Annotated in this window: 29 protein-coding genes; 27 read left to right on the top strand and 2 right to left on the bottom strand. The window is 38.3% G+C overall.

Annotation, left to right across the window (positions count from 1 at the left end):
- Nucleotides 1-114 precede the first annotated feature (114 nt).
- The 11 genes from KH364_RS06335 to KH364_RS06285 all read left to right on the top strand — a co-directional run bounded on the left by KH364_RS06335 (nucleotide 115) and on the right by KH364_RS06285 (nucleotide 9,040).
- Nucleotides 115-1,845: a YadA-like family protein gene (locus KH364_RS06335; protein WP_129823282.1), complete on the top strand. Its 1,731-nt coding sequence runs from the start codon at nucleotides 115-117 to the stop codon at nucleotides 1,843-1,845.
- Nucleotides 1,846-2,089: 244 nt separating this feature from the next.
- Nucleotides 2,090-2,932, top strand: a complete 843-nt coding sequence (locus KH364_RS06330) for a DUF6630 family protein (protein WP_129823283.1) — start codon at nucleotides 2,090-2,092, stop codon at nucleotides 2,930-2,932.
- A 118-nt stretch (nucleotides 2,933-3,050) separates the two neighbouring features.
- The gene (locus tag KH364_RS06325; protein WP_060923744.1) at nucleotides 3,051-3,866 is read left to right on the top strand and encodes a DUF2262 domain-containing protein; all 816 of its coding nucleotides are present in this window, start codon (nucleotides 3,051-3,053) and stop codon (nucleotides 3,864-3,866) included.
- A 38-nt stretch (nucleotides 3,867-3,904) separates the two neighbouring features.
- Entirely contained in the window at nucleotides 3,905-4,408 is a 504-nt protein-coding gene (locus tag KH364_RS06320) for a hypothetical protein (RefSeq protein WP_273299009.1), read from the top strand.
- 112 nt (nucleotides 4,409-4,520) lie between these two features.
- Nucleotides 4,521-5,201 carry a hypothetical protein gene (locus KH364_RS06315; RefSeq protein ID WP_273299008.1) on the top strand — a complete coding sequence of 227 codons (681 nt, stop codon included), beginning with the start codon at nucleotides 4,521-4,523 and terminating at the stop codon, nucleotides 5,199-5,201.
- 35 nt (nucleotides 5,202-5,236) lie between these two features.
- Nucleotides 5,237-5,779, top strand: a complete 543-nt coding sequence (locus tag KH364_RS06310) for a hypothetical protein (RefSeq protein WP_273299007.1) — start codon at nucleotides 5,237-5,239, stop codon at nucleotides 5,777-5,779.
- Nucleotides 5,780-5,804: 25 nt separating this feature from the next.
- Nucleotides 5,805-6,611 (top strand): hypothetical protein, encoded by an 807-nt coding sequence (locus KH364_RS06305; RefSeq protein ID WP_273299006.1) that lies wholly within the window; start codon nucleotides 5,805-5,807, stop codon nucleotides 6,609-6,611.
- A gap of 38 nt (nucleotides 6,612-6,649) precedes the next feature.
- On the top strand, nucleotides 6,650-7,243 hold the full coding sequence (locus KH364_RS06300; protein ID WP_273299005.1) for a hypothetical protein: 594 nt from the start codon (nucleotides 6,650-6,652) through the stop codon (nucleotides 7,241-7,243).
- A gap of 103 nt (nucleotides 7,244-7,346) precedes the next feature.
- Complete coding sequence (locus KH364_RS06295) at nucleotides 7,347-7,853, top strand: DUF1877 family protein (protein ID WP_024066754.1); 507 nt, start codon at nucleotides 7,347-7,349, stop codon at nucleotides 7,851-7,853.
- Between the two features lie 77 nt (nucleotides 7,854-7,930).
- Entirely contained in the window at nucleotides 7,931-8,695 is a 765-nt protein-coding gene (locus KH364_RS06290; RefSeq protein WP_273299004.1) for a leucine-rich repeat domain-containing protein, read from the top strand.
- A 57-nt stretch (nucleotides 8,696-8,752) separates the two neighbouring features.
- Nucleotides 8,753-9,040, top strand: a complete 288-nt coding sequence (locus tag KH364_RS06285) for a DUF2695 domain-containing protein (protein WP_273299003.1) — start codon at nucleotides 8,753-8,755, stop codon at nucleotides 9,038-9,040.
- Nucleotides 9,041-9,177: 137 nt separating this feature from the next.
- Here the strand turns inward: KH364_RS06285 and KH364_RS06280 are convergent, their stop codons facing one another.
- Nucleotides 9,178-9,744 (bottom strand): NAD(P)H-dependent oxidoreductase, encoded by a 567-nt coding sequence (locus KH364_RS06280; protein WP_273299002.1) that lies wholly within the window; start codon nucleotides 9,742-9,744, stop codon nucleotides 9,178-9,180.
- 231 nt (nucleotides 9,745-9,975) lie between these two features.
- Between KH364_RS06280 and KH364_RS06275 the strand changes: the two genes are divergently transcribed.
- From KH364_RS06275 to KH364_RS06230, 10 genes are all read left to right on the top strand, one after another.
- Nucleotides 9,976-10,473, top strand: a complete 498-nt coding sequence (locus KH364_RS06275; RefSeq protein WP_273299001.1) for an ECF transporter S component — start codon at nucleotides 9,976-9,978, stop codon at nucleotides 10,471-10,473.
- 62 nt (nucleotides 10,474-10,535) lie between these two features.
- Nucleotides 10,536-10,817 (top strand): type II toxin-antitoxin system Phd/YefM family antitoxin, encoded by a 282-nt coding sequence (locus tag KH364_RS06270; RefSeq protein WP_273299000.1) that lies wholly within the window; start codon nucleotides 10,536-10,538, stop codon nucleotides 10,815-10,817.
- A 2-nt stretch (nucleotides 10,818-10,819) separates the two neighbouring features.
- Nucleotides 10,820-11,146, top strand: a complete 327-nt coding sequence (locus tag KH364_RS06265; RefSeq protein ID WP_273298999.1) for a type II toxin-antitoxin system RelE/ParE family toxin — start codon at nucleotides 10,820-10,822, stop codon at nucleotides 11,144-11,146.
- Between the two features lie 385 nt (nucleotides 11,147-11,531).
- Nucleotides 11,532-11,918 carry a hypothetical protein gene (locus KH364_RS06260; RefSeq protein ID WP_060923752.1) on the top strand — a complete coding sequence of 129 codons (387 nt, stop codon included), beginning with the start codon at nucleotides 11,532-11,534 and terminating at the stop codon, nucleotides 11,916-11,918.
- 430 nt (nucleotides 11,919-12,348) lie between these two features.
- The gene (locus tag KH364_RS06255) at nucleotides 12,349-12,693 is read left to right on the top strand and encodes a zinc ribbon domain-containing protein YjdM (RefSeq protein WP_060923753.1); all 345 of its coding nucleotides are present in this window, start codon (nucleotides 12,349-12,351) and stop codon (nucleotides 12,691-12,693) included.
- A gap of 102 nt (nucleotides 12,694-12,795) precedes the next feature.
- On the top strand, nucleotides 12,796-13,191 hold the full coding sequence (locus KH364_RS06250; protein ID WP_273298998.1) for a hypothetical protein: 396 nt from the start codon (nucleotides 12,796-12,798) through the stop codon (nucleotides 13,189-13,191).
- Nucleotides 13,192-13,201: 10 nt separating this feature from the next.
- Nucleotides 13,202-13,720 (top strand): phosphatidylglycerophosphatase A, encoded by a 519-nt coding sequence (locus KH364_RS06245; RefSeq protein ID WP_273298997.1) that lies wholly within the window; start codon nucleotides 13,202-13,204, stop codon nucleotides 13,718-13,720.
- 94 nt (nucleotides 13,721-13,814) lie between these two features.
- Entirely contained in the window at nucleotides 13,815-14,354 is a 540-nt protein-coding gene (locus tag KH364_RS06240; RefSeq protein ID WP_273298996.1) for an isochorismatase family cysteine hydrolase, read from the top strand.
- 291 nt (nucleotides 14,355-14,645) lie between these two features.
- Nucleotides 14,646-15,275: a superoxide dismutase gene (locus tag KH364_RS06235; RefSeq protein ID WP_273298995.1), complete on the top strand. Its 630-nt coding sequence runs from the start codon at nucleotides 14,646-14,648 to the stop codon at nucleotides 15,273-15,275.
- Nucleotides 15,276-15,739: 464 nt separating this feature from the next.
- Nucleotides 15,740-17,386 carry a DUF438 domain-containing protein gene (locus KH364_RS06230; protein ID WP_273298994.1) on the top strand — a complete coding sequence of 549 codons (1,647 nt, stop codon included), beginning with the start codon at nucleotides 15,740-15,742 and terminating at the stop codon, nucleotides 17,384-17,386.
- 200 nt (nucleotides 17,387-17,586) lie between these two features.
- Here the strand turns inward: KH364_RS06230 and KH364_RS06225 are convergent, their stop codons facing one another.
- Nucleotides 17,587-18,786, bottom strand: coding sequence for an aminotransferase class I/II-fold pyridoxal phosphate-dependent enzyme (locus tag KH364_RS06225; protein WP_273298993.1), 1,200 nt, complete (start codon nucleotides 18,784-18,786; stop codon nucleotides 17,587-17,589).
- A 537-nt stretch (nucleotides 18,787-19,323) separates the two neighbouring features.
- Here KH364_RS06225 and KH364_RS06220 point away from each other — a divergent pair.
- The 6 genes from KH364_RS06220 to KH364_RS06195 all read left to right on the top strand — a co-directional run bounded on the left by KH364_RS06220 (nucleotide 19,324) and on the right by KH364_RS06195 (nucleotide 25,779).
- Nucleotides 19,324-20,676 carry an NAD(P)-dependent oxidoreductase gene (locus tag KH364_RS06220; protein WP_009352305.1) on the top strand — a complete coding sequence of 451 codons (1,353 nt, stop codon included), beginning with the start codon at nucleotides 19,324-19,326 and terminating at the stop codon, nucleotides 20,674-20,676.
- Between the two features lie 515 nt (nucleotides 20,677-21,191).
- Nucleotides 21,192-21,467, top strand: coding sequence for a helix-turn-helix domain-containing protein (locus KH364_RS06215; protein ID WP_273298992.1), 276 nt, complete (start codon nucleotides 21,192-21,194; stop codon nucleotides 21,465-21,467).
- A gap of 307 nt (nucleotides 21,468-21,774) precedes the next feature.
- On the top strand, nucleotides 21,775-22,989 hold the full coding sequence (locus KH364_RS06210) for an ATP-binding protein (protein ID WP_273298991.1): 1,215 nt from the start codon (nucleotides 21,775-21,777) through the stop codon (nucleotides 22,987-22,989).
- A gap of 57 nt (nucleotides 22,990-23,046) precedes the next feature.
- Nucleotides 23,047-24,045 (top strand): phosphate acetyltransferase, encoded by a 999-nt coding sequence (gene pta / locus KH364_RS06205; RefSeq protein ID WP_273298990.1) that lies wholly within the window; start codon nucleotides 23,047-23,049, stop codon nucleotides 24,043-24,045.
- Nucleotides 24,046-24,394: 349 nt separating this feature from the next.
- Complete coding sequence (locus KH364_RS06200; protein ID WP_273298989.1) at nucleotides 24,395-25,189, top strand: hypothetical protein; 795 nt, start codon at nucleotides 24,395-24,397, stop codon at nucleotides 25,187-25,189.
- Nucleotides 25,190-25,236: 47 nt separating this feature from the next.
- The gene (locus KH364_RS06195; protein ID WP_273298988.1) at nucleotides 25,237-25,779 is read left to right on the top strand and encodes a glutathione peroxidase; all 543 of its coding nucleotides are present in this window, start codon (nucleotides 25,237-25,239) and stop codon (nucleotides 25,777-25,779) included.
- Nucleotides 25,780-25,951 lie beyond the last annotated feature (172 nt).

The following is a 25,951-nucleotide window of genomic DNA, read 5'->3' as shown; positions in this document are numbered from 1 at the left end:
TATTTTAACAATGAATAGTGTATAGAGGGGTACAATAAGATTCAAGTTCCATTAGATAGCTTTGAATCTTTTTTTAGGTTTATTGTTTGTGTTGTCTTAAAAGGGGGAAACCAAATGAAAAAAGAATTACTGTTAACGGCTATGATTACCGCAAGTATTACTACAACAGCACTTGCAGCATCTAATTTAGATATTAGTGCTACCACTGCTGCGCCATTAAGTATGCAGAATTCCATTGCTTATGGTGGAAATAACAAAGTTGAGAATGATATGTTCTCCCCTGTAAATAATATATTGCTCGGTGGTGACAAGAATACAGTTCGATCTTCTGCTTCTGATAGTATCACTTCTGGTCGCAATAATACTGTATCTGGTCCAGGTAGCATCGTAGCAGGTTGGTATAATACAAACTCTGCTACTCACAGCTTGGTAGTAGGTACTAGCAATACTGTTGGTGGTACTAATAATATTGCAGGCGGCTTTAACCATGCTAATAATGACAATGCGATTAACTCTTTATTAGTTGGTGCACATAATAGCATCGATGGTAAGAACTCCGTGGCTTTGGGCATGAATAACACCATTAAAGGTAATAATGCCTTGGTAGGTGGTACTGGTGCCAAGGTGCAAGGTAATAATGCTATCGCCTTTGGTGATACTGCGAAAGCAACGTACGATGATGCATACGCCATTGGTCGTAAAGCAGAAGCAACTGCTCAAAATACTGTGGCTATCGGTAATAATGCAAAGGCCAATAACGTTATGGGCACAGCGATTGGCTATGATGCAAAAGCAAAAAATGATTACGCTACAGCAGTAGGTTATAGCTCCACAGGTTCTGGTAATCAGTCCTCTGCATTTGGTTTTAATGCAGAAGCAACTGCTATGAATACAACTGCAGTGGGATCTTATGCAAATGCTAGCGGTGCGTATTCTACAGCATTGGGCTTTAAAACTGCAGCTTCTAATGAGGATGCTGTAGCATTAGGTAACTATTCTACTAGTGCTGGTAAAAGTGCCTTTGCTGCCGGTACATTAGCTAATGCAGCAGAAAAGGACTCTTTAGCAATCGGTCATAGCGCAACTACAACAAAGGAAAATGGCATCGCTATCGGTACAAATGCGAAGGCTACAACAGACAACAGCATTGCACTCGGGGCTAAGTCTGTTACTGACACAGCTGTATCTACTAGTTCCGGTGTTATCGGTGGCAGAACATATAGTTTTGCTGGTGGAAATGCAGTTGGTACATTGAGCATTGGTGATAGTGGTGCAGAACGTACCATTACAAATGTAGCAGCAGGTCGTGTATCTGCTACATCTACTGATGCAGTCAATGGCTCTCAACTACATGCTATTAAAGATGTAGTAGATAATCATGAAAATCGTATCACTACCATAGAAGGCGATATTAATACGTTAAATAATCGCATTATTAATGGTGGCGCGAATAGCTTGAATGAAGCTAAAGCGTATACTGATCAACAAGTATCTAGCGTAGCGGCGGCTTCTGCAGCACTTGCTGGCTTGCATCCATTAGATTTCGATAAACATGACAAATGGTCCTACTCTGTTGGCTTTGGTAATTATAAAAATGCTAATGCAGCAGCTTTAGGTGCCTTCTATCGCCCTAATAAAAACACCATGTTTAATGCTGCCACTACTGTTGGTAACGGCCGTAATTCTATTAGCTTAGGTGCTAATTTCAAATTTGGTAAAAGCTCCGAAGAGGTAACTACTGAAGATGCGGCACAACTCAAGAAAGATATGAAAGACCTATCTGAAAAGTATAATGAATTAGCACAAAAATATAATGAATTGGCAGCTAAATTAGAATCTAAATAAATTAGAATCTAAATAAGAATCCAAATAGTGTGATTAATACCCCTACAAGACGTATCTTGTAGGGGTATTTTTTCTATTAAATATGAAAGTACAGTGTCTTTATAATATGTATTTATAATATGTATTTCTTTTAAATGTAAAAGTGCGGTGCTTTTATTATAAGTATTCCTTAATAATGATATAATTAAGATACATATTCAGTTACATATTACAGGTAAGCGACGGTATATAGTGGAGAGTGTATATGAGCTTTTACAATTGGATTCAAGAAAAACTTTTCGACAATTACGAAGAATGGCATATGAAGAGCCCTGATTATAATCGGAATGGTTTTAATATAGTAGGTATAGATAATACATTAAAGGCTATGCATGATGGATATTTCATGTATGTTGAATTATACCCACCTCATGCCATCGATGGATGTACTGCCATGAAAGCACGTGTAGGTAAAAAGCAGGATGCAGTAGATTTATTCTTAGATATAGATGGCAAGACCTATCGCATGGCTGATGTAAGCTATCCTGACGCAGTGAAGATGATGCGGGCTTTTGTGAAAAAACGCAGAGTACCTGATTGTAGTTCGTGTGTGGAAGTAGCGTATCTAGATATCGATCAGACGAAACCGACATTTACAGAGTTAGCAACGTTGTTGCTAGGCGATGCTAAACAAGCCAAATCATTCATGTCCAAGGCAAAGTTACATTCCATGGAAGAACTAGAAGATAGCTGGTGGAATCTCTATGAGAAGTTGCTATCTACTGGTCGTGCTGTAGAGTTATCTTTGAAAATCGAATTAGAGGATTTTCTTTATAATGTGCAGAAGTTAATCCATAATAAAAATTTATCTACTGATGAAAATTTAACTGGAGATGTATCTATTGATACATCCGCATTCGATGACAGTCAATGTATTGGGGACTGGTGCGCACATTTTAATTCCACGTGGAAAAACCATAAGTTAGTAGGTATGGACATCGGCACAGATAGTTTGGTGCTCATGGTACTTTCAAATGAGGAATTTAAAAGAGCCCAAGAGCTAGCGAAAGAGCTATTACATAGAATCGATGTAGCTGAACGTTTGTGATGTAACGAAAATTATGATGTAGTGGCATGATTATAATGTGGCAGTATCTATAAATGGTCGTAATTATTAACTGTAAACAGTTTGCACTGTATAAATGTGATGAATAGGAGAGAGTCATATGAGTATTGTACGTCTACCAGAATATGAAGCCGAGTTTGAGCCGGAAGTGTTTGAAATCTATGCATTGCCGCGTAGCGATGCAAATGGGGCTAGTCCTTATTTAGATAAGTACCATAGACCACTGGTGTCTACCGATGCTATCCTAGATACTCGAACTGGCGTGCTTGACCGTAGCGAAGGCATTTTGACGTGGATTATTGAGGGCCTTGATGATCGATGGGGTTATTCTTTTGAGCCACACGGTGTCTATAAACTGTTAGTTAAGAAAGCTAAGCCCTTAGAGGATTTAGGCTATATGCGTCCCTCTTGGAATAATCGCTATTATGTGCTCGAGGTGTTAGAGGAGCACGCTAAACATAGCGAATTAGAGGCGTTGTCGGCGTATTTGAAAACCCCTAAATACCTTCATACTGACAGGGGTGAATTCCTGTTAAATCGAGAGTATCAATATTACATAGCTAGAATTGATGATTATGCATTCACCCTTGATGTAGACGAGGGGTCTGATGAAAGCTGCACCGTTGCATTGGAGGCTTTCAATAAAATCGATAATTTCAAAGACTTTGAACAACGAATTAGCGCATACATTAGTGAAACATTGCTAGATCTTGCTAATGATTGGCTAGACAACGACGACCAAGATCCGATTACGGCAGAAACATTTGCCAAGCGTATTACTATGGGCGAATTGGCGTTCCGCAATGATGGCACCATAGAGGTCTATTATGACGATGACGATATTTTCTGGGGACACTGCATCATAGCCAATATTGATGCGGATGGGAACCCTGTTAGTGCGGATATTGCAGGATAATGAACTAGTGGAGTGTGGCGAACTAGTGGGGTATCATAATGATAAAATCTGAACTAATGACATTATGGAACGTTGAAAGCTGGACTGTAGAACCGCATGGCGTTTACTTTGTAGCCCGTCAATTAGTGGCCGATGGAGTCGCAAATCACGAAAATCATACAATAGAGACTCAAGTAAAAAATCTTGTAGAGGATACAGTAAAGACTCAAGTAGAAAATGTAGAACAAGCCTTCAATAGCCTCAATATTAGCTGCTCTGGTTATACAGAGGACGAGATGCTTTCACTAACATTTTGGCCAAAGTTATATGTTCAATTAGATGAATTAGACCGAGTGGCACAGAAAATCATCCAAAAGGAGATGCCTCCAGATGAGTCTGTGGTGCTAAAACTAACAGATATTATGTTAGATACATCCGGCTGCTATGGAGCATTTGCACTAGGTTATGATGTGGGCGAAACGACCGTGGGACAACTATATGTATTAGTATCTTTTGATGAAAAATTTACGGCTCAACAAGATGTTATATATGAAACGCTTTAGCGTACTTGTTAGCAATGGAGCTGTTTGTATAGCTGAGTTAAGCAGAGAGTCTATTGGATGTTAGTATGGCAAGGCTTAACTTTCAATATAAATAATAAACAGGAGAGAGACGATGGAAGGTATGTATAATCTAGTCAAAGATTTCTTTAGTCATGATATGGATTTAGTTGATTTATTTGATTCTGAGGCTATTATCTGGATTGATTGGCGTGAGTACGACGAAGATGTGGTGAATTATTTTAATGATATGATGGATGAGCCTATCGATATTCAAATCGTTAGTAATGGCAAGCCCTATGGTGACGATATTGTATTGAAGAATGGCAACAAAGAGCTGCAAATTCCTTATGGCGATGAACAAGATCGAGATGTGACCATCAAATATTTCAATGACTTCGTTAAGCCTGACTATGAGGTACGTTGGTTTACTGAAAGTCTAGGGAACGATACGCTCGGCTTTACCGTGCTTTCAGGGGCAGAATGGGCGAAATTAAACGACGAATTTGGGGAGGATGTGATTCGGTATTATTTTGAACCTATCGATTTTGAAAGCGACATGTTTAATCTCGGCATGGATGAAGTCTTTGCGTTGCTTGCGTTACGAGAAAATAGTGAAGGCGTTAATACTCAATTTAGTACACAATTAGACTGGATTAGAATCATAAATAAAGAAAAGACCTTAACTGAACAAAAAGAGAACGGACAAATTGACTTGAAACAGTACATGGTGGCTAAAAAAGAACTACAACAGAGTAAGGATGATTTTATTGCCGCTCATGGCCCGATGAAATAACCGGTAATGAGCCGATAGAATAAGAGGTTATCAATATGAACTATTTAGAAACATTACGAAATGACGCTAAACTAGCTGAAGAGTTTGATATGCTGTTTGATTTCTGCCTATTAGACGGGTTGGAAGAACGAGATACTGCTGAAGGGCGATGCACATTCTCTTTACCCGGCAAAGCTTTTGCTCGAGATGGTGCCGGTGGCGAATATCATCAATTGGAGGATGGATCTATCGGATATATGAGTAGCGAAGGGGAATGTGGTCGTATAGCTGAAAGTGTAGATGATTTAATTCATTTATTGGTGTATAGCATTTGCTGGCATGACTATTGTGACGCCAGCCAATATACGGACATATCTACTCTCGAAGCCTATGCCAATGAGCGTCATGATGAAATCGCTTCTTATACAGAAATGGATGTATGGGAAACCGTTGTTCAGGCGCTAGGCATGCCTTTAGAAGCAAATGTGGCTGCTGAATTACAAAAATTCTATGATACTGCAAATCGAGCTCCTTTATATATTTGTTATTTCCATGAAGATGATGGAACCGTTACAGAATCACAAAATCTGTTTTTCTAGACGTATTGCTTAAAAGGAGAATTATATGGCTATTGATGGAGTAAAAATCATAGATAGTGATGATGGCCATGATATTTATAATTTGATTGTTGAGCGCTATAGAGATGGCACTAGTATTGATACAATTGTTTCAGAGATTTTGGCTGAAGAGCAGAATTTTTGCACTGACGAATTCTATACAGAAATTTATTGGACTGCTGTAGCCTATTCCCTGTGGAAGATAGGTCATCTGCCGCAGGATATCAAAGAGAAAGCATTAGACATAATCGCGAAGGGCGCTCATGAGTTTTGGCTAGAAATTGATAGTAAGGCGCTCAAACAACGTCAAAAGGTGTTAGATACATTAGCCGTACAACTACAAAGTGAAAATCCAAAGCCTCTAAAGGTTCGTAAATCTAAAACAAAGCGAGAACCTTATTTTAAGGTGGGCGACGTATTAGCTGTTAAGTTTGAAAACGAGTATGGAGCTATTTTTGTGTCTGACGTGGATCAATCACCGCGGAAAATCGAGTACCATTTGGCCTGTACGCGGCTTTTACAAAAAGAAAAACCTACAATGGAGCAGTTTTTAAATAGTAAAATCGCCTGCCGGAAAGACAATACAAATTTCGGTATCGATACCGATTGTTGGTTTAATCATAAGGACCTAGGCCTATTGCTAGAAAATTTAGAAATCATCGGAACCGTTGAGTTATATCCGTGCAAGCTGTGGAAACTAGCACCAGCAGGCACGTTGGAAGATATCTATGAGGAGATTGCCGATAATCCTAGGCTAGGAAAACTACGTCTTATAGACACCTATGAACTGGTGAAAGAGGTTATTCAGAAATAATCTTCGGGAGAATGCATTACTATAAAGGTGTAAATTTAATGGATACTGTGACGAAACAATATATAGAAACTGTGAAAGTCAGTGACATACCATGGCATCGATTGACCACAACTTACGGCCGTGCTACAGATTTTCCTGCTCATCTTGAGGTGTTGTGGGATATGAAGAACGTTGATGCCATTGATGCGGCAGGTGAAGAGCTAGCCCAAAACATTGAGCATCAATCGACTTTATGGCATGCTACGCCATTTGCTATGGTTTTCTTGCTTCGTATTTTTAAGAAAGCCTTAGAAGAGAGAACTAAGAATGAAGTAGCTCATTATTTAGTAGAACAATTGGTAGATCTATTTACTGTGATTGCTGAGTGCATTAGAGATGGTCTTATGCTAGAGCATGCAGATCAATTACCTAACTTTGCGGATATGCTCAACGAAGAATATCTTTGGTCTGAAGAGTACGATGAAGACGAAGATATCCTTAGATATGAGGAAGAAGAGGTATTTCCGGATGACCTGTTCTTTAGCTTTTACTACTATTCTTTACAAGTGCTTCTATTATGTAAGCCATTGTTAGACAAAAATAACAAATATGAGGTTACATTGCTAGAATTACTGACAGAGATTAACCACTAATAATCTATGGAGGTTATACTCTATTAAATATTTATAGAAATCATGGATTATTAAATATCTAGAGAGATTCTAGATTACTAGTTATCTACGGAGGGTTTAGACTATGGGACTAATTGCTAATTATAGCTGTTTAAGCGATGTAAATTTAAAAGAGCTTAAAGCCATGGGCTCAGAAGAAGAGGAAATTCTTGAAAGTGTTGAAGAGTGGAATGACGACGATGAGTTATTGCTTGATATCGACAAGATGTGGGATGTACTCCATTTTGTGCTAACTGGTGTGGGCACTGACCATAAAGACGATAAAAATCCTCTTAGCCAAGCGGTACTAGGCGTAATGGCTGTTGAGGATATATCAGACTATGTAGCATATACAGAACACAATCATTTAGCCAATATCGTGGCAGCTCTAGATCAATTTGATATTGAAAGTGCACTCGAATCTTTTGATATGACTGCTTGCAAAGAAGCAGAGCTTTACCCAAATATTTGGGACTATGATGAGGAGGAGGAAGAAATCAAAGATGAGATTCTCCACGATTTCGAGCAGATGAAGGTGTTCTATAAAAAAGTGCTTGAGGCGAAGGGGCATGTGCTTGTATCAATTTGCTAGGCCCCTTATAATCTGTTGGACATGGCTCTGGTTATAGATAAACTGATTATGGGACTGACGAAGATGAGGAATTGTAAATGGCAGTGTTAACAGAAAAGCAAATTAAATATGGCTTTGACTATTATTATAAGGATGAGAAACGAATAAAATCTGTAGTTGAGGTTTCTGAATATGATGGTGAAGACAGGCTGATGATTAATTGCACACAGCTAGATGAAGACTATTCTGCTAAAGATAAGAAACGCATTTTACAGGAGTGGTGTAGTTTTTTAGTTGAACATCCAGATATCTTTACAGAGCTCATGTTTTGTACAAGAATGCCACAGGAGTTATTTGATGCGGTCTGTGCCCAACGGAGACTCAAAAAATTACATATAAAATGGGGCGTTTATCCAGATATTTCAAAATTAGAGAACTTACAAGAGCTAGAATATCTACACATTGGGTCTGGAAGAAGTGTATCGAGCTTAGAGCCTATTTCAAGATTAGTAAATTTAGTAGCGCTGTCGATTGAAAACTTTCAACAAATTGATGATTATGCGCCATTAGCTAATCTAAAACATCTTGAAAGTCTCGCCTTAGAAGGTGATTTTGCATCGCCAAAAATTCTTAAGGTTCAATCATTAGGATTTTTACGGCATATGAAACAGTTGCGTTTTTTTAGCTTTTTAACGGCAAAGGTGATAGATAAAGACTACTCTCCCATTTTAGAACTTAATAATTTAGAACATCTTACGTTAAAATCTTGTAAAGAGGTTAAGCAGTTGTATCCTGAATTCGTTAAATTACCAAAATTAAAATATGGCACAGTTTTAGAACGACCAGAATTATATGAGAAATAAGGCTTGAGATATAAGTCATGAGCTATAACTTATAAGATATAAAAGGGAGTAATCATAATGGACAAAGCGCGTAAAAAGGAATTATTGAAAGGCTATAAAGCTAAAGAAAAACAGAATTTTAAAGATAGCTTACCTATGGACGAAGAGTTGTTTTGGAATCTCTTTGACTATGTAGATGAGAAATTAGAGACAAATGATGGTTGCGATCATAGTTTGACTTTCACTAGAGAATTCTTAGAAAAACAAAAGGTAGATGTGGAAAGCGTACTAGACTGGATTGTCAACGAAGGTGGTGGTTGTGACTGCGAGGTTCTCTATAATGTAGAAGAGAGATTTGAAGAGTAATATCTATGTAATTGGGAAGGTTTTCGTATACAGTTTGTTTTTGACTTAGCGCAAACTGTAAGCAGTCTAATGTAAATTTATTTGTGATTTTGGTAACCAAGTAATCTTTGGTAAAAAATCATAGTATACTAGAAATGTTAAATACTTCTGGCGATATTAGCAATTTTGTCTAAGAAACGCCGACGTTTTTCGTCCGAACTGTTTTCTGTGCCCGCCAACTGGGTATGTGTAACAGGTTTAATGCCACAGGATTTCAGAACCTGATTTTTTAATACCTTGCCATAGTCCTGAATAAACGGCGTCAAAAAGACGGGAGTGTTATGTGTGGTGATAATCCAGGCTGATTTCCCTTGTAAATGACCTATAAGGCCTCTTTTACCATAGGAATAGGCAAAGCCCGCTGTAAATACGCGATCGATAAAGCCTTTAAGTACAGCCGGCATACCGCCCCACCAAATAGGGTAGATAAAGATGATATGGTCCGCCCAAGTAATCAAATTACGATACTTTTCCATGTCCGGCACAGTGCTTAAATCTCGACGTTTGTGCATGTCATCGAATCGCAATACGGGATCGAATGGCTCCTCATATAGATCCAAAGTGTTCACATTGTGCTCTTTTGAAAGATTCTGTTGCACTACTTTCAGAATAGCGCTATTAAAACTCTGATGATTAGGATAGGTGTAAATGATTAAAATGTTCATGGCTAGTTCCTTTCTAATTAATTATCGTTGCTTGAGAGAATCTGTATAATAAAATGGTATCTATATTAAGTTAAAGTCTAGTGAAGAGCATCTATTTTGAAAGTAAATGATGATAGAATTTACTAAGGATGTATTGTTAATTCCTTCTATTTGCAGGTGTTACCATAAAAGTTTATAGTATAGGCATGTGATGGATATAGTCACATGTCTATTTTTTATAAGGAGGACGCTATGCAACACGTTCAAACCCGCAGTACTACGTCCGCGTTAGTACTCACAGCCGTATTGATTGCCCTCGCAACACTGTTTACCATGTACACGAAAATTCCAGTACCTGGCATTCGCGGCTATTTCAATGTTGGAGATGTCGTTATTATGACGTCAGCTCTATTATTAGGTCGAAAATACGGCGCCTATATTGGTGCTATCGGTCCAGCGTTAGCTGATTTATTCCTCGGCTACGCAGTCTTTGTACCAATCACCTTCGTGGTGAAAGGCATTGAAGGCTATCTTGTCGGTACTGTCTATAACAATAAGACAACTACCTCTGCCTTGGTGGCAACCATCGTAGGTGGCATTATCATCGTAGCGGGCTACTTTATTGCGGAATACTTCGTCTTCGATCCAGGTGTAGCCATTGCTAGTATTGTGACTAATACCATTCAAGCCGTTATGAGCGTTATTATTAGCATGATTCTCTATGCTATCTTGCGTAAACGATTGGGATAGGATTAGTGCTTCACAATTCATATACAAATTATGATATAATTTGTATATGAGGAGGTGCTTTTATGGGGTTATTACGTGAAAGTATCCGGCCATCGTCGGATTTAAGAAATAAATATAATGAAATCTCTACAGTTTTGAAAACAGGGGATGAAGCTTGTATTATGACGGTAAATGGTCGTGGTGATACGGTATGTATGGGATATGAAACCTATAATAAATTGAAAGCACAGATAGAATTATTAGAGGCTATTGCTTTGGCAGAGGAAGATGAACGAAAAGGTAGAATGGGTCCTATTGAGGATACTTTTGTCAGCATAGAACAGTTGTTATCTGAGGCGGAATAGTTATGGAAGACACTGCTTATCGTATCATTATTATGGCGCAGGCCGATCAGGCATTGCATCATATTGTTCTGCATGTAAAGCAATCTTTTTCCAATGAAACTGCCAAGTCTGTTTATCAAGAGATTAAGGATAGAATTTTTTTATTAGCGGATAATCCTTATATGGGCATGATTCCAAGACATACTGTTTTACGTAATAAAAACTATCGTATGTTGATTATTAATAAAAATATTATTCTATATCGTGTCTTTGATGATGAAAAAGAAGTGCGCATATATAATATATTTAGTCAACGGCAAGATTATTTACAACTTCTGCAAGGATTGTAGATGTTTAGTTGATTTGGTATAGATGAATAAAGGGAGACTCCGTTGTGAGTCTCCCTTTTGTAGTTATTTCCTTTGGAGCATTGATAGTGCTGATTTGTCGTAATAACGACAAATAGCCCTTCGTTACCAACTGGTAGCTGAAAACGAAAGGCCATTTCTACATGTTTTATAATGTTTTGGGATGAGCCTGACGGAACCACTCGTTGGCTATCTCTTTATTACATTATAAAGGGGTTGACATATATAGTCAATTCGAACTAGATAAGTAAATATGACATCATTGTAAATTAATTGGAACTTGGACTGAATGGACATATTTTATTTGTTTTGTTAATATAAAACTCAATAATAATTTTATGTTGTGTGTTATGATTGGTGAAGTTTTATGGTTAGAGTTTTATATTTATTTTTATTGCTAGTTGTTTTGAGTCCTATTAATGCTTTTGCTGATTATCAGAGGGATACGTTTGATATACAACGCTCTCTTAATGAGCAGATACATTCTCAGTTAAAGGTTCCGGCTGAAGTCCTTAGAACGAAGAATGATAAAGATTATAGTTTTACATTAATGATAAGAACGGATTCTCAAGGACGTATTACTTCTGTTGAGTTAGATTCAAATGAGAATATATCTAATGATGAGATATATTCAAAATTAGTACAGTCTGCAAAAGATACAGTTTGGAATATAGGGTATATTGATGTTAAAGAAGATCTTGTTATTTATGTTCCTTTTCATTTTATAATATCCTCTAAGGACGATGTAAATTGACAGCCTCTAGAATTCAGACTATACTATAAGTACAAAAGAGCCAGTTAACGTGTTCTAGGCGTTAGGCTCATCAAAGAATGTTGAATTTGATAAACCTAACGTGTCTAAGTATTGCAGTACTTAGTCTTAAACGTTAGGTTTATCTTATTTTGTAACTATTTATTAGTTACTTTTTAAGAATTAACACTACGAGGGTAGCGAATAAAATCATTAATGATAATGCTTCGTATACAGTTATAATGTCACCTCCCTCGAAAAGACGGAGATGAACCTAACTCACGTTAATGGCTCTTTCGTTATTAGTATATAGCGGATTTTGAATATTGAAAAATACGAATTAATTTCGTACAACTTTTACACAATTATAAGGATAGCAATACGTATTATATGGTATAATACTTTCATTATGTAGTGAGAAAAGGAGATCTAAATGGCAAATTTACCTAACTGCCCTAAGTGCGGCGATGAGTACACATACGAAGATGGTCATATGTTTATCTGCCCTATGTGTGGCAATGAATGGACAGCGGCTGACGCACAAGCTGCAGCTGAAGCAGGTATCATTCGCGATGCTAACGGCAACGAGCTAGCTGATGGCGATACAGTTGTTGTTGTAAAAGACCTCAAAGTAAAAGGCGCTGGCATCTTGAAACAAGGTACGCGCGTAAAAAATATTCGCCTCATCACTGGTGCTAGTGATGGCCACGATATCGATTGCAAAATCGATGGTTTCGGTGCGATGGCATTGAAATCCGAAATGGTTAAGAAAATCTAACTATAAAAAAATCCCTACTGATTATGCATCGGTAGGGATTTTTTCGTGGTATAATCAACGTATACTGCGTGTAGCGTGAGAGTATTTAGTCGAGAGGAAATTATGTTAAAACGTGTTGTGTTACTAGCCTTATTGGCTTTTACGATGGGAACTGTTAGTTCTTTAGCGGCTGATTTAAAGCCTACAGATAAGCGTACCTATGAATTACAGCAACAAATCTCTTATAATGTCATCATTCCTAGTGAGGCTTTCAAAACGAGTGCTGACGGTACCTTAATTGTTCCAGTGGAGATTAAGACCGATGATAAGGGGAATATTGTGGCCGTTGAAGCGGGGCCTAATAATTGGAAATTAGATCGAGAGGCTTACCCCATCTTTGAAGAGGCTGCCAAAGAGGCGGCTTGGAATACAAAGCATGTCGATACAGAGGAAGAGTTGGTGATAACCATTCCAGTTAGTATTGTTATGCTATCCGGTGATAAGCCTAAGAAAAAATAAAGGAGCACTTATGGAATCTACAAAAGATTTAGAGAAATATACTTACGACCTATTGGTGGAGCGTGGTGTTACGTTAGAGGATATTGCAGAGCTCGTTTTATACGTTCAAAAACCGTATATGCCGAATTTAAAGATTGAAGAGTGTCGTGAGCATGTGGCATCCGTGCTTTCAAAACGAGAGGTACACAATGCGATAATTACGGGCATTGAGCTCGACAAGTTAACGGAACAAAATAAACTGTCTCAGCCTTTGCAACGCATCGTGGCTAATGATGAAAGCCTCTATGGCATCGATGAAATCTTGGCCTTTTCCATCGTTAATCTGTATGGTTCTATTGGCTTTACGAATTATGGCTATTTAGATAAGGTGAAGCCGGGTATTATTAAGAAGCTAGATAGTGAAGAGGGCGGTCACTGTAATACATTCCTCGACGATCTTGTTGGTGCCGTGGCAGCCGCAGCAGCAAGTAAATTAGCCCATAATAAACCCGATCGAGTGCGCCATGCATTGGCCGAGGAAAAAGAATAAATGACTGCTATTGATGTTATCAAAAATTAAGAGTATAACTAGTAGTGTAGTGAATAATTAATGTGTTCTTTGTAGACTATATACAGGAGGAACTATGCAAAAGGTTCTAGTTGTTATCGATATGCAAAATGATTTTGTAGATGGTGCCCTTGGTTCGACGCAAGCGCAGATGATTGTAGATAATGTGCGCAAAAAAATTGAAATCTTTGACGGGCCTATTATTTTCACCCGCGACACGCATGGTATAGATTATCTTGAGCACCAAGAGGGAAAAATGTTACCCGTACCGCACTGCGTAAAAAACACAGAGGGCTGGCATATTGTGAAAGGTTTAATCGAAGCTGCAGAAGGGCGTCCTATCATGAGCCCTGTATCCTTTATCGATAAGCCAAATTTCGGATCCTTTGAACTATTATCTCGTTTGGAAGGCATGAATTCGGTGAACCCTATTGAGTCTATCACGCTCGTTGGTTTATGTACTGATATTTGCGTTGTTTCTAATGCGATTATACTGAAAGCAGGTTTGCCAGAAATCCCTGTTTACGTAGATTCTAGCTGCTGTGCTGGCGTTACGGAAGAATCCCATCAAGCAGCATTAACAACAATGAAAATGTGTCAGTGCATCATTGACTAATCGAGCTTGTTGTAGCTGTATTAGTTTGAAGGTCAATCGTGTATAACGAACCTTTAGTGTGGATGCATTCGAATCGTATATTGATTAACTTATGTAAAGGCTATGGGTTATCCTATAGCCTTTTTCTATGGGGACTTACATTGACGATTTTCTATATAGAGTGTACAATAAATAAAGAATGATAATTCATATCAATAATAAATAACCGATGCAGGTGCATCGAAACGCTTTCACTAGAACGATGCGTACTGATACATATCGTTCCATGCCCTAAATTTAAGGAGGACTACTATGAAACCTTTCGAACTCGCACCATTACCATACGCTTATGATTATCTTGAGCCTGTTATCGACACAGAAACAATGAAATTACATCATGACAAGCATCATCAAGCGTATGTTAATAATTTAAATGCTGCTATCGCGAAATACCCTGATCTAGCCTATGGCTGTGTAGACTGCATCCTTGGCGACATCGCTAATGTGCCAGAGGACATCCGCCAAGCAGTTATCAATAACGGTGGCGGTCATAAGAACCATACTATGTTCTGGGAAATTATGACAAAACCTGATACGTCTAAATTGCAAGGCCCTTTGAAAGAGGCTATCGACGCTGAACTTGGCGGTTATGATGCTTTCGTTGAAAGCTTCTCCACTGCGGCAGCTACACGCTTTGGTTCTGGCTGGGCTTGGCTTGTAGTAAATCAAGAAGGCAATCTTGAAGTTACATCCTCTGCGAATCAAGACAATCCTTTATTAGAAGGTAAAAAAGCCATTCTTTGCTTAGACGTTTGGGAACATGCATACTACTTGCACTACCAAAACCGTCGCCCAGACTATATTAAGGAATTCTTCCGGGTCATTAACTGGGATAAAGTTTCTGAAAACTACGAAAAAGCATTGAAACCTCATCATGATTAAGTGATATACTTGTTAGAAACAGAAACAGAAACAGAAACAGAAACAGAAACAGAAACAGAAACAGAAACGGTATCTAAATTAGGAATAGAAGCATAAAACTAATTTACTATATAACGGATAGTTGGTTAATCTCCTCTCAAGGGGCGATGTATCATCTATCCGTTATTTTTTATAGTCACTTAGTTGCTGGATGGAACAACCTCCATCATCTTGAGATATCCATATGTGATTTTTTAAATATCCTCATGCGTTTTCTTAAGATATCCCTATGTGTTTTATAGAAATTTTAGGAACTACTTTCAAAAGTATAGCCATGGATACAGATTTAATAATCGATATCGTTTATTATAGAGTCATAGGTTATGAATATAGACCTGTTACATGATATTAGAACAGCCTTATATACGTATCGTATAGGCTTATAATTAGTATATGAATAGAGTTTTTGACACGAGGGGATCAAAATGGAAAAGAAATTAGATTTATCCAAATCTGTATATGATTTGGTAACAGAATATCCTGAAGTAGTAGATATTATGAAAGAATTAGGGTTCAGCGAAATCACAAATAAGGTGATGTTGAACTCTGTTGGTAAAATCATGACTATCCCGAAAGGGGCTAAGATGAAAGGCGTATCCATGATCGATATCGTAGGCGCTTTCATGAAAGCTGGTTTTACTTTGACTGGTGACATGCCAAACTTATCTAGCGATGACACTCAAGGTGCGAGCATGCCTCCTAGCGGCGTAGCTGCTGTAAATTCTGCATCTACTGCACCTACTGCACCTACTGCAGCTGCTACAGCTGTAAAGGCTGAGTCTGTAGAAACATCTGCTAATGCTGTAGCATCTAAGACTCAGGAAAACTCCGAAAATAAAACTGACGATTCCGTTCACGATACAGTGCAAGATAGCGAGCGCGTAGAGCAATTAAAAAGCTTCTTGAAACGTTTAGGTACAGGTGAGGAGCTTGGTGCGGTTCGTGAAGATTTTGTTAGTCAATTTGCTCATGTAGAGGCTAGTGAAATCATGAAAGCTGAGCAAGGTCTCATGCGTGAAGGTACGCCATTGGCTGAGGTTCAACAATTATGTGACCTTCACTCTGCACTGTTCCATGGCTCCACTATCCATGAACAAATGGATGCGGAACACGCTAAGGTAGAGGCTGTACTAGAAGCACAAGAAAAAAGCCAAAGCGTAGTAACTTTAGTGGAAACGGTAGGTCATCCGCTTAACCGCTTAACAGAAGAAAACAAAGCTCTCGATGCTTTGATTGAAGCTACAAAGGTTAAAGTGGCTAGCAAAACGGCTACTGTAGATGATGTAAACGAAGTACGCCAAGTATCTATTCACTACGCTAAGAAGGGCGACCTTTTATATCCTCATTTGAAAGTAGCTTACGATATCTCTGGTCCATCCTTGGTTATGTGGACTGTTGATGGCGATATTCGCGATGGCTTTGGTCGTCTAGCTCGTGCTGAGTCTATTGATGATGCTTGGTACGAAGAGTTTGATGGTCTTCTTACACGTGCTCAAGAGATGATCTACAAAGAGCAAAATATCTTGTTCCCAATCTGTGCAGAGAACTTTAGTACTGAAGAATGGTACCAAATTTACAAAGATACTGAACAATATGAAGAAATCTTCGGCGTAGAACGCGTTGCTTGGACAGAGGCTGAGTCTGCACTAGCTGCTAAAGCAGCACCGACAAGTGGTGATAGCAATACTATCGCTTTAATCGGTGGTAGTTTAACGCTAGAACAATTAGACGCTATGCTTAATACAATGCCGATGGAAATCACTTTCGTTGACCATGTAGATATTAACCGTTATTTCAATGATGGTGAAAAGGTATTCAAACGCCCTACAACAGCTATCGGTAGAGATGTGTTCTCTTGCCATCCTCCAAAGGTAGAGCCAATTGTACGTGGTATCATCGAGTCCTTCCGCAATGGTGAACGTGATAACGTGGCAGTTTGGCTTGAAAAGGTAGGTCGTCCATTCTATGTAAACTACATGGCGGTACGCGATCAAAACAATAACTACCTTGGCACATTAGAACTAGTACAAGATATGCAATTTGCTAAGGAATACTTCGCAAGAATTAAATAAAATCCTATGTAATGCCAATCGTGCAATACGGCGAAATTAGAATACAAACATATGTAAACTGCAATATCGATATGTTGTATAAACTAATAGTATTAACTAATAACAGAAAGAGGCTGCTCTAACATTGAATGATGCTAGAGCAGCCTTTTTAGCATGCACTATAGTATACATCCTATGGATGTACATGTTGAATTATACTATTAGTCGTTCGGAGGTACGTGTTGAAGTATACTATTTGTGGCTATTTTAATGTTTTCTAGGCTCGTTGCTAAATTGAGCCGAACAAAGGTAGCGTAGCTTTTACCACCGAACCACTCGCCAAAGCTAGGGGCGATACCACATTGATTTTCGAATATATTATGCATGTTTTCAGCTTTCACATAGGCGCCAAAATCAATCCACGCTAAATAGGTGCCATCCATAGGGCTGATGCGGAGTTCAGGCAGCGAGTGCAGGAGTTGGCTGCACATATACTCATAGTTTTCTTTTACTACCGCAAGCAAATCAGCAAGCCATTTTTCAGCCTCTGGATGGGTGTAGGCCGCTGTAATAGCTGTTTCGGCAATGACGTCCGAATCAGTATGGTATACAAGCCCTTTGAAGGCATTGTATTGGATTCGTAGCTCCTCGTTAGGGATGATGACCTCTGCGTGGTGCAAACTAGCCATATTAAACGATTTTGACAGAGAAGACATGGCGATGATGTTATTTGCGTAGGCTCCGTTAGATATGGTTAAGGCAGAGGTAAAAGGAAGAGGGCCCGCAACGAGGTCTTGATGAATTTCATCGCTAATGATGAGTACCCCGTGACGCTTACAAATGCTAAATAGTTGATCCATCTCGCTTTCAGTCCACACATGACCTACGGGATTGTGAGGATTGCAGTGGATGAATAATTTGATTTCGTGCTTGATGATAGCCGCTTCAAAGGCCTCATAATCAACAGAATAGCGATTATCTTCGTCGCGACTCATAGGAACGGCGATGATTTGACGCTGTGCATCGCTGGCGCTCGTGTCGAATGCACCATATACGGGCGTGAGGACTGCGATGGCATCATTTGTTTTTGTGAAAGCTCCAATACACCACATAATGCCTGTAATGACATTTGGCGCGCTGGTGAGCCAGTCTTTTGAAAGTATACAGTTGTGGCGCCGCTTATACCAATCTATCACTGCTTCAAGATACTTGGGATTTGTCATTGTGTAGCCTAAAGGATTGGCTTTCACATAGTTACAAATAGCCTCTTGAACACATTGAGGAGGCATAAAGTCCATATCGGCCACCCATAGAGGCAATAAGTCAGTGCGATTAAATTTTAAATGCTGGCCGTCCCATTTGCGGGAGTACGACCCACGGCGATCGATATAATAAGTTGATGTAAATTCGGCTGGATTCATAATTGGCCTCATATAAAGAATATTTTTTTGAAATATTCAATTCATTAGAATATTGAATTCATAGGAATATTACTTGTGGAGCTGTTCTTTTAATAGCTGTTTTTCTTCTTCAAGCCAAGATAGGAACTATTTCACTATTTATGTATCTCTTATTAGTATACATGTTAACGGGATTATGTAAAAGTTGACACTAGTTTTGGTAAACATCATTAATGACTTCTTCGATCGTACCCTTAAAGGTAAATAGTAAACGATTAAAATGGGTACCTCTTTTTCTATGCAATCCTTGCATGAATAGGGCCTATATCCGTATACACAACCTATGAGATTTGCTTGACGGTTTCGACTTTCACAATTTAGAATATACTATAGAATAGTGTGTGTCTGACCAGTGACCACACGTCTATCGAATGGTTACAAAAGATAAATGTTAGCAGCATGTGGCGGCATACCTATGTGAGAGGGCTCATCGGAATGTTTAGGTGCATGCAACGCTGTATAAGTATAGTACTGGATCCTTGTTAGGAGGCATGTGCCATGAGTAACGAATTAAAACCACTACATTTTGATGCGGATTATACGATGGAGGAGGCGCTCGCTGAGGCGAAACGTTGTCTCAATTGTCCAAGACCATTGTGCCAAATGGGTTGTCCTATTGAAAACGAAATTCCTCGTTTCATCCAAGCCATCGCACACGGTAACTTTGGTTTAGCCAACGATATTTTGGCAGAACGGACCAACTTGCCATCCATTTGTGGTCGCGTATGTCCACGTGAAAATCAATGTGAAGGCAATTGTATTATGAACAAGGCGAAAAAACCGCCTATCAATATCGGTAAATTGGAACGCTTTGCTGCTGACTTTGAAAGCATCAATGAACTTCGCAAACCTAAGAAAATCCAACAAAATCTTGGTAATGTAGCTGTAGTAGGTTCTGGTCCTGCAGGTTTGTCCGTCGCAGGCGATATGGCTAAACTTGGTTATAATGTAACTGTATTTGAAGGCCAATCTGAACCAGGTGGCGTACTCTTATTCGGTATTCCAGAATTCCGTTTGTCTAAATCTGTTGTACGTCGTGAAATCGCTCGTCTTGAAGGTTTAGGGGTTAAATTCGTATGTAATATATTTATCGGTCAAGATAAAACATTGGATGATCTTTTTGCTGAAGGCTTTGATTCCATCTTTATCGGTACTGGTACTCATATTCCTCAAGAAGTACGTATGGAAAACGATGAAGTACACGGCGTATTCCAAGCGATGTACTTGTTGACGAATGTACAATTAGTAGAGAACGGCGATCTTGATGAGTCTCTAATTCCTGTGAAAAAAGGTGATCGTGTCATTATCATCGGTGGTGGTAACGTAGCGATGGATGCGGCTCGTACATGTGTACGTTTAGGCGCCGAATCCGTAACTGTAGCGTATCGTCGTAGTCAAGAACAAATGCCAGCATTGTTGTCTGAATACGAAGAAGCACGTGCTGAAGGTGTTCAATTCCAATGGTTCGCTTCTCCAGTAGCTGTAGAAGGCAAAGATAAAGTAGAAGGCTTCAAATACGAAGTCATGGCGCTTAACGACGATGGTGCAGGTATCCATGGCACAGGTAACTTCCAAGTTATGCCTGTAGATAAAATTATCATCGCTGCTGGTCATAAACCAAATGCTCGTCTCATCGGTGAAGGTAATAACCTACAAGTAGACGATAAAGGCTACATCATTACTGCAGAGGATCCATATGGTATGACTAACCGTAAAGGCGTATTCGCTGGCGGTGACGTAGTACATAAACCTGCTACTGTAGTACTCGCTATGCGTGAAGCTAAAAAAGCTGTTGACGGCATGGTTAAATACATGGAAATCAAAAAAGCGCAAGATAGCATTACTGAATAATCTTATAGAGATAATCTAAGGGGTCTATACTTAGTATAGGCCCTTTTTACTATAAGGATTTGAATATTTTTTTACTATAAGGTCTTAATCCTTATATTGTTTTAGCAGTGTTTTATTATTGTTTTCAGATTAAGGTAAAAGTGGAGCGGAAATGCATATATGTACCTATTATGATGTAGGCTAATATAGGATGATATTAGAATTCAAATTTGCCTTTCCTGTATAGATAATGTATAGAAGTCACGATAAATGCTTATAAACACTGAGTTTGTTGCGTGCAATACCTGTATTTTTAGCCTTAACTCTTCCTAGATATACTAAAATTCCACGAATTGATGAAATCGGACATAACTTAATAGACGTAGAAAAAAGCCTTAATAGAACTACTGTGGATGTTAGTTTTTATTAAGGCTTTTACGTTATCGCTTTTCAACTGCTACTAGTCAGCGCCAACAGTTAATCGTTATAGTTAGGTCATAAGCATGTGTTGAGTGTGAAAGTAGATAGAGGTTGGTATGAATCCTATCCTATGTTGTCGTGATATACAGGTTCGACAAGAAGTTCACAAGCTAGGAGTATTAATTTTACTTTGGCGCAGACAATTGGGCATGACACAGTATCAATTAGCAGATAAATCAGGTCTAGCTCAATCTTATATAAGTGATCTTGAAAGTGGTGCCATCGACCCTAGATGGTCTACGATTTATAGAGTCGTCAATGGACTAGGGCAGTTGAGTATTCAAGACTTTCTCAATGGTCCACAAGCTATTAGAAGCCTAAAGATTCATTGATGATAATGATTTCCATGGTTTGCATATTGCGCATCTTTTTATAAGATTAGAGTTCAATGAAAGCTATATATCTTCTTTGGTATAAGAACGAATAGAGGTGAGGTATTATAATTTATTAGATTAATTATAGGAATGAAATCCAAATTACATATCTATATGATAAAACTTTGGAATGAAATCCAACTTTATGGTAATATTATTGTAAAGTTGGAATGGAATCCAAGTTTTGCAGGTGGTCGATATGATGACTGACAATAACAGTAATTGGGTTCCATCTATGAGCACGTACATAGATGAGGAGGCCCTTATGAAGTTGATTCAGCGCCATGGGTATATAGAGTTTTTGCGACGGAATCGTGAACGGTCTATTATTAAAGTCGTTTCTGGCATACGTCGTTGCGGTAAATCGACATTGTTTCGTCTGTTTAAGGATGAACTACTAGCAGAGGGAGTAAAACCGGAACAGATTATATCTATAAATTTTGAGGAGTTAGAATACGAACCTTTACGAGAGTATCATGTGCTGTATCAATATATATTAAATCAAATGCAGCCTAATCAAATGAACTATATTTTTCTTGACGAGATTCAACATGTCGATCAATTTCATCGTGTTGTAGATAGCTTATTTGTAAAAGAGAACACGGATATTTACATTACAGGTTCAAATGCATATTTTATGTCTTCTGATATTGCTACACTATTGACTGGTCGATATGTAGAAATTCAGATGTTACCATTGTCCTTTGCTGAATTTTACTATAGTAAATATGAAGAACAGCAGTACTCCTTGATTCCTGCCTACGAGGCGTATCTTCGTGAAAGCTCGTTCCCTTATACACAACAATTGGGTGGCGAAGATTTTGATATTCAAGAATATCTTCGAGGGCTCTTTAATACCTTGTTATTACATGATGTAGTAGCTCGATTAAAAATTAATGATGTTACGATTTTACAAGATATTGTGCGATATATTATGGCGAATGTGGGGAGCTTGCTTTCACCAAATAAAATAGCTAAATCTCTTGTTAGTGCTGGCCGAAAGATTGATAATAAAACGGTAGAACGATATTTACAAGGATTACAAGATAGTTTGTTACTATACAAGGTGAACCGCTATGATGTACGAGGTAAAGAATTACTACGCATTAATGCAAAATATTATAGTGTTGATGCAACCTTGAGGAATTTGATTGTTGGTAGTACAGGCCGCGATACAGGTCATATATTAGAAAATATTGTTTTTCTAGAGCTCATACGTCGCGGATATACTGTATATGTAGGTCAGCTGGCTAAGGGTGAGATTGATTTTGTCGCAGAAAAAGCTGGCATTATTGAATATTATCAGGTTAGTGAAACTGTGCTCGATCCAAATACGTTAAATCGTGAACTCGCGCCTCTGGAGGCTATCAATGATCAATATCCTAAGTTTTTGCTTACCTTAGATGAACTAAATAAAAATGCAAATTATGACGGAATTCAAAAACGAAATGTTCTAGAATGGTTGTTAGAGACCCGTTAACTTGCTATAATAATAGTATTGATATGGCGTAATGCCAATGTTAAGGAGGCAAAAATCGTGGATTTAATTCAAAATTTGAAAAACCAAGTAAAACCATTAGGTAAAAAAGTCGTATTGCCAGAGTACCAAGACGAACGCGTTTTGGTAGCTACTGAAACTATTTTAAAAGAAGGTTTCTGTACACCTGTATTAGTAGGTAACCCAGCTGAAATCGCTGAAGCTGCTAAAGCTGCTGGCGTATCCATCGAAGGTGCTGAAATTATCGATCCAGCTAACTACCCTCGTTACAAAGAAATGGTTGATACATTCGTAGAATTGCGCGCTAAAAAAGGTATGACTCCTGAAAAAGCTGACGCAACTATGAAAGGCGACTGCTTGTTCTTCGGCGCTATGCTTGTTCGTCTTGGCGAAGTAGACGGCATGGTTGCTGGTTCCGCTTGCCCAACTGCAAACGTATTGCGTGCTGCATTACAAGTTGTAGGCACTAAACCAGGCCTTAAAACTGTATCTTCCACAATGGTTATGTTCACAAATAAAAAAGAATATGGTGATGATGGCGTACTCATCTTCTCCGACTGTGGCGTATTGCCTAACCCAACTAGCGAACAATTAGCTGATATCGCAGAATCCACTGTAGAAAAAGCTCGCAAAGTTGTTGGTATGGCTGATCCTCGCGTATCCATGTTGTCCTTCTCCACTAAAGGTTCCGCTTCCACTCCAGAAGTAGACAAAGTAGTAGAAGCTGTTAACATTTTGAAAGAACGTAATGTAGACTTCAAATTCGACGGCGAATTACAATTGGACGCTTCCATCGTTCCTTCCGTAGCAGAAAGAAAAGCTCCTGGCTCTGAGGTAGCTGGTAAAGCTAACATCTTGATCTTCCCTGATCTTCAATCTGCTAACATTGGTTACAAATTGGTTCAACGTTTCGCTGATGCTGAAGCTATTGGTCCATTGATTCAAGGTTTGGCGGCTCCTATCCATGACCTTTCCCGCGGTTGCTCCGCTCAAGACATTGTAGAGGTTGCTGCAATCACTGCTGTTGAAAGCATCTAATTTCCACAATAACTTCATTTGAACGATTCAATGAAATATAAAAAGCTGATTTTTCGGAATCAGCTTTTTTGCTTTATACAGATATTGTTTGATATCTATTGTAAATATATCTTTTGTAAATATATCTTTTGTAAATATATTGGTGAAAGCATGTAGTGTTTGTCAGATAATTTAGAATATAGATTGTCAGAAAAATATAGTAGTTGTTTAAAATTATATAGAAGGTGTATGATTAAGTTGATAGTATTTGATTAATATATTTAATCAATATATTTAATCAATGTATTGAGTGCATGCACTTGATCTGTACAAGTGTAATTGTGTTTAGAGTCGTGAAAAGGAGAGGGCTATGATTTCTGTATTCGACACAAATCCCGTTGTTTTTGAAAGTAATAATCGTACTTTAACAATTAGTTACAATGGTGTACTTTGCAAAGATGCAAATGGACAGGTTATAACTGACATTGATTTTGAAGATGTAAATGAACTATATCTTACAAGATATCTAAATTCAAACAGTAACTATACGATTATGTTTAGAGACCACAATTGGAAAAATATGGAAGGCCAAGATTTAGATACGGACCGTACAGAATCTAATGCTGGTCACAACATTCGTGAAACAAAAGCAATTATTGCCGCGTTTGCGCGTCATAAATTGACAGCGGACTTTCCTGCAAACTTGGATACTCTTCCATTACCATTGGATTATTCCATTATGGGGAAACGAGAAATTACCATTAAGAACGGCGTTATCTCTAATGGCAAGGTAGATATTCCTATTAATGAAATCCGCCGCGTAGTATGTGCATCTAATGGCACGATTAGTAAGCTTTTAGTATACAAGGAAGAAAAGCCTAGCTCATTCCTTAAAAAGATGTTTGATTCTCCTGATATGAAAATCACTTTGAATGCTATTACGTTGCCATTATTGGAAGCCATTGTAACGCGCAATACAGGACATGGCATTGACTTCAGTCGTGGTAATGGCTTTGATCAAAAAGATTCCAACTATATCATCATTCGCTATCTTGACTCTGGATTCTTCCTTGAGAAAGACGGCACAGCACCTACAGAATGGCAAAAAACAGCTGCTGAAACAACGGCAAAATTTAATTACGATGTGAAAACATTATTGGGATAGTATCGGTTAATAATATCTATTGTATTAATGTTTTTAGGAGACATATCATGACTGTATATGATTACTCTTTACTCAATAAAGCTGGTGAAGAGCAAAGCTTAAAAGACTTTGAAGGTAAAGTGCTTGTTATTGTTAATACTGCTAGTAAATGTGGTTTTACTCATCAATATGATGGGTTAGAGGCGCTTTATAAGAAATATAAAGACCAAGGTCTAGAAATTATTGCTGTTCCATCAAACCAATTTGGGGAAGAAGAACCTGGCTCTAATAACGAAATCCAATCCTTTTGCAAATTGAATTATGGTGTTACTTTTACTGTGATGGGGAAATCTGATGTGCGTGATGAAAGTGCCTTAGACCTATTCAAATATATGATTAAAGAACAACCATTTAAAGGGTTCCCACCTAGTGATAAGACAGAAATGCTTACAGACTATCTCAATGGCATTGATCCTAACTATTTAAAAGACGATGAGGTAAAGTGGAATTTTACTAAGTTTGTTATAGATCGTAAAGGTAATGTAGTAGGGCGCTTCGAGCCTGTTGTGAAACCGATGGAAATGGAAGCTTTTATTAAAACATTATTATAATTTTTATAGATGGCTAAATGTTGAGGGGATACGTAATATTTATTTTATAATACCCCCTTGTTTCTTAAAATCGCTCGTTTAGTCGAGTCCTTAGTAGGGTAAAGAATAAGAACCGCTAGTTAGTAAACTAGCGGTTCTTTTGCGTATATAGTAATGTAGGATGTTTATGTGA

Origin of the sequence: Veillonella sp. oral taxon 158 (genome assembly GCF_018376515.1) — a bacterium.
GTDB classification, from domain to species: Bacteria; Bacillota; Negativicutes; order Veillonellales; family Veillonellaceae; genus Veillonella; species Veillonella rogosae.
The sequence above is the reverse complement of the archived record's forward strand: the minus strand, read 5'-3'. Positions and strand labels throughout refer to the sequence as shown.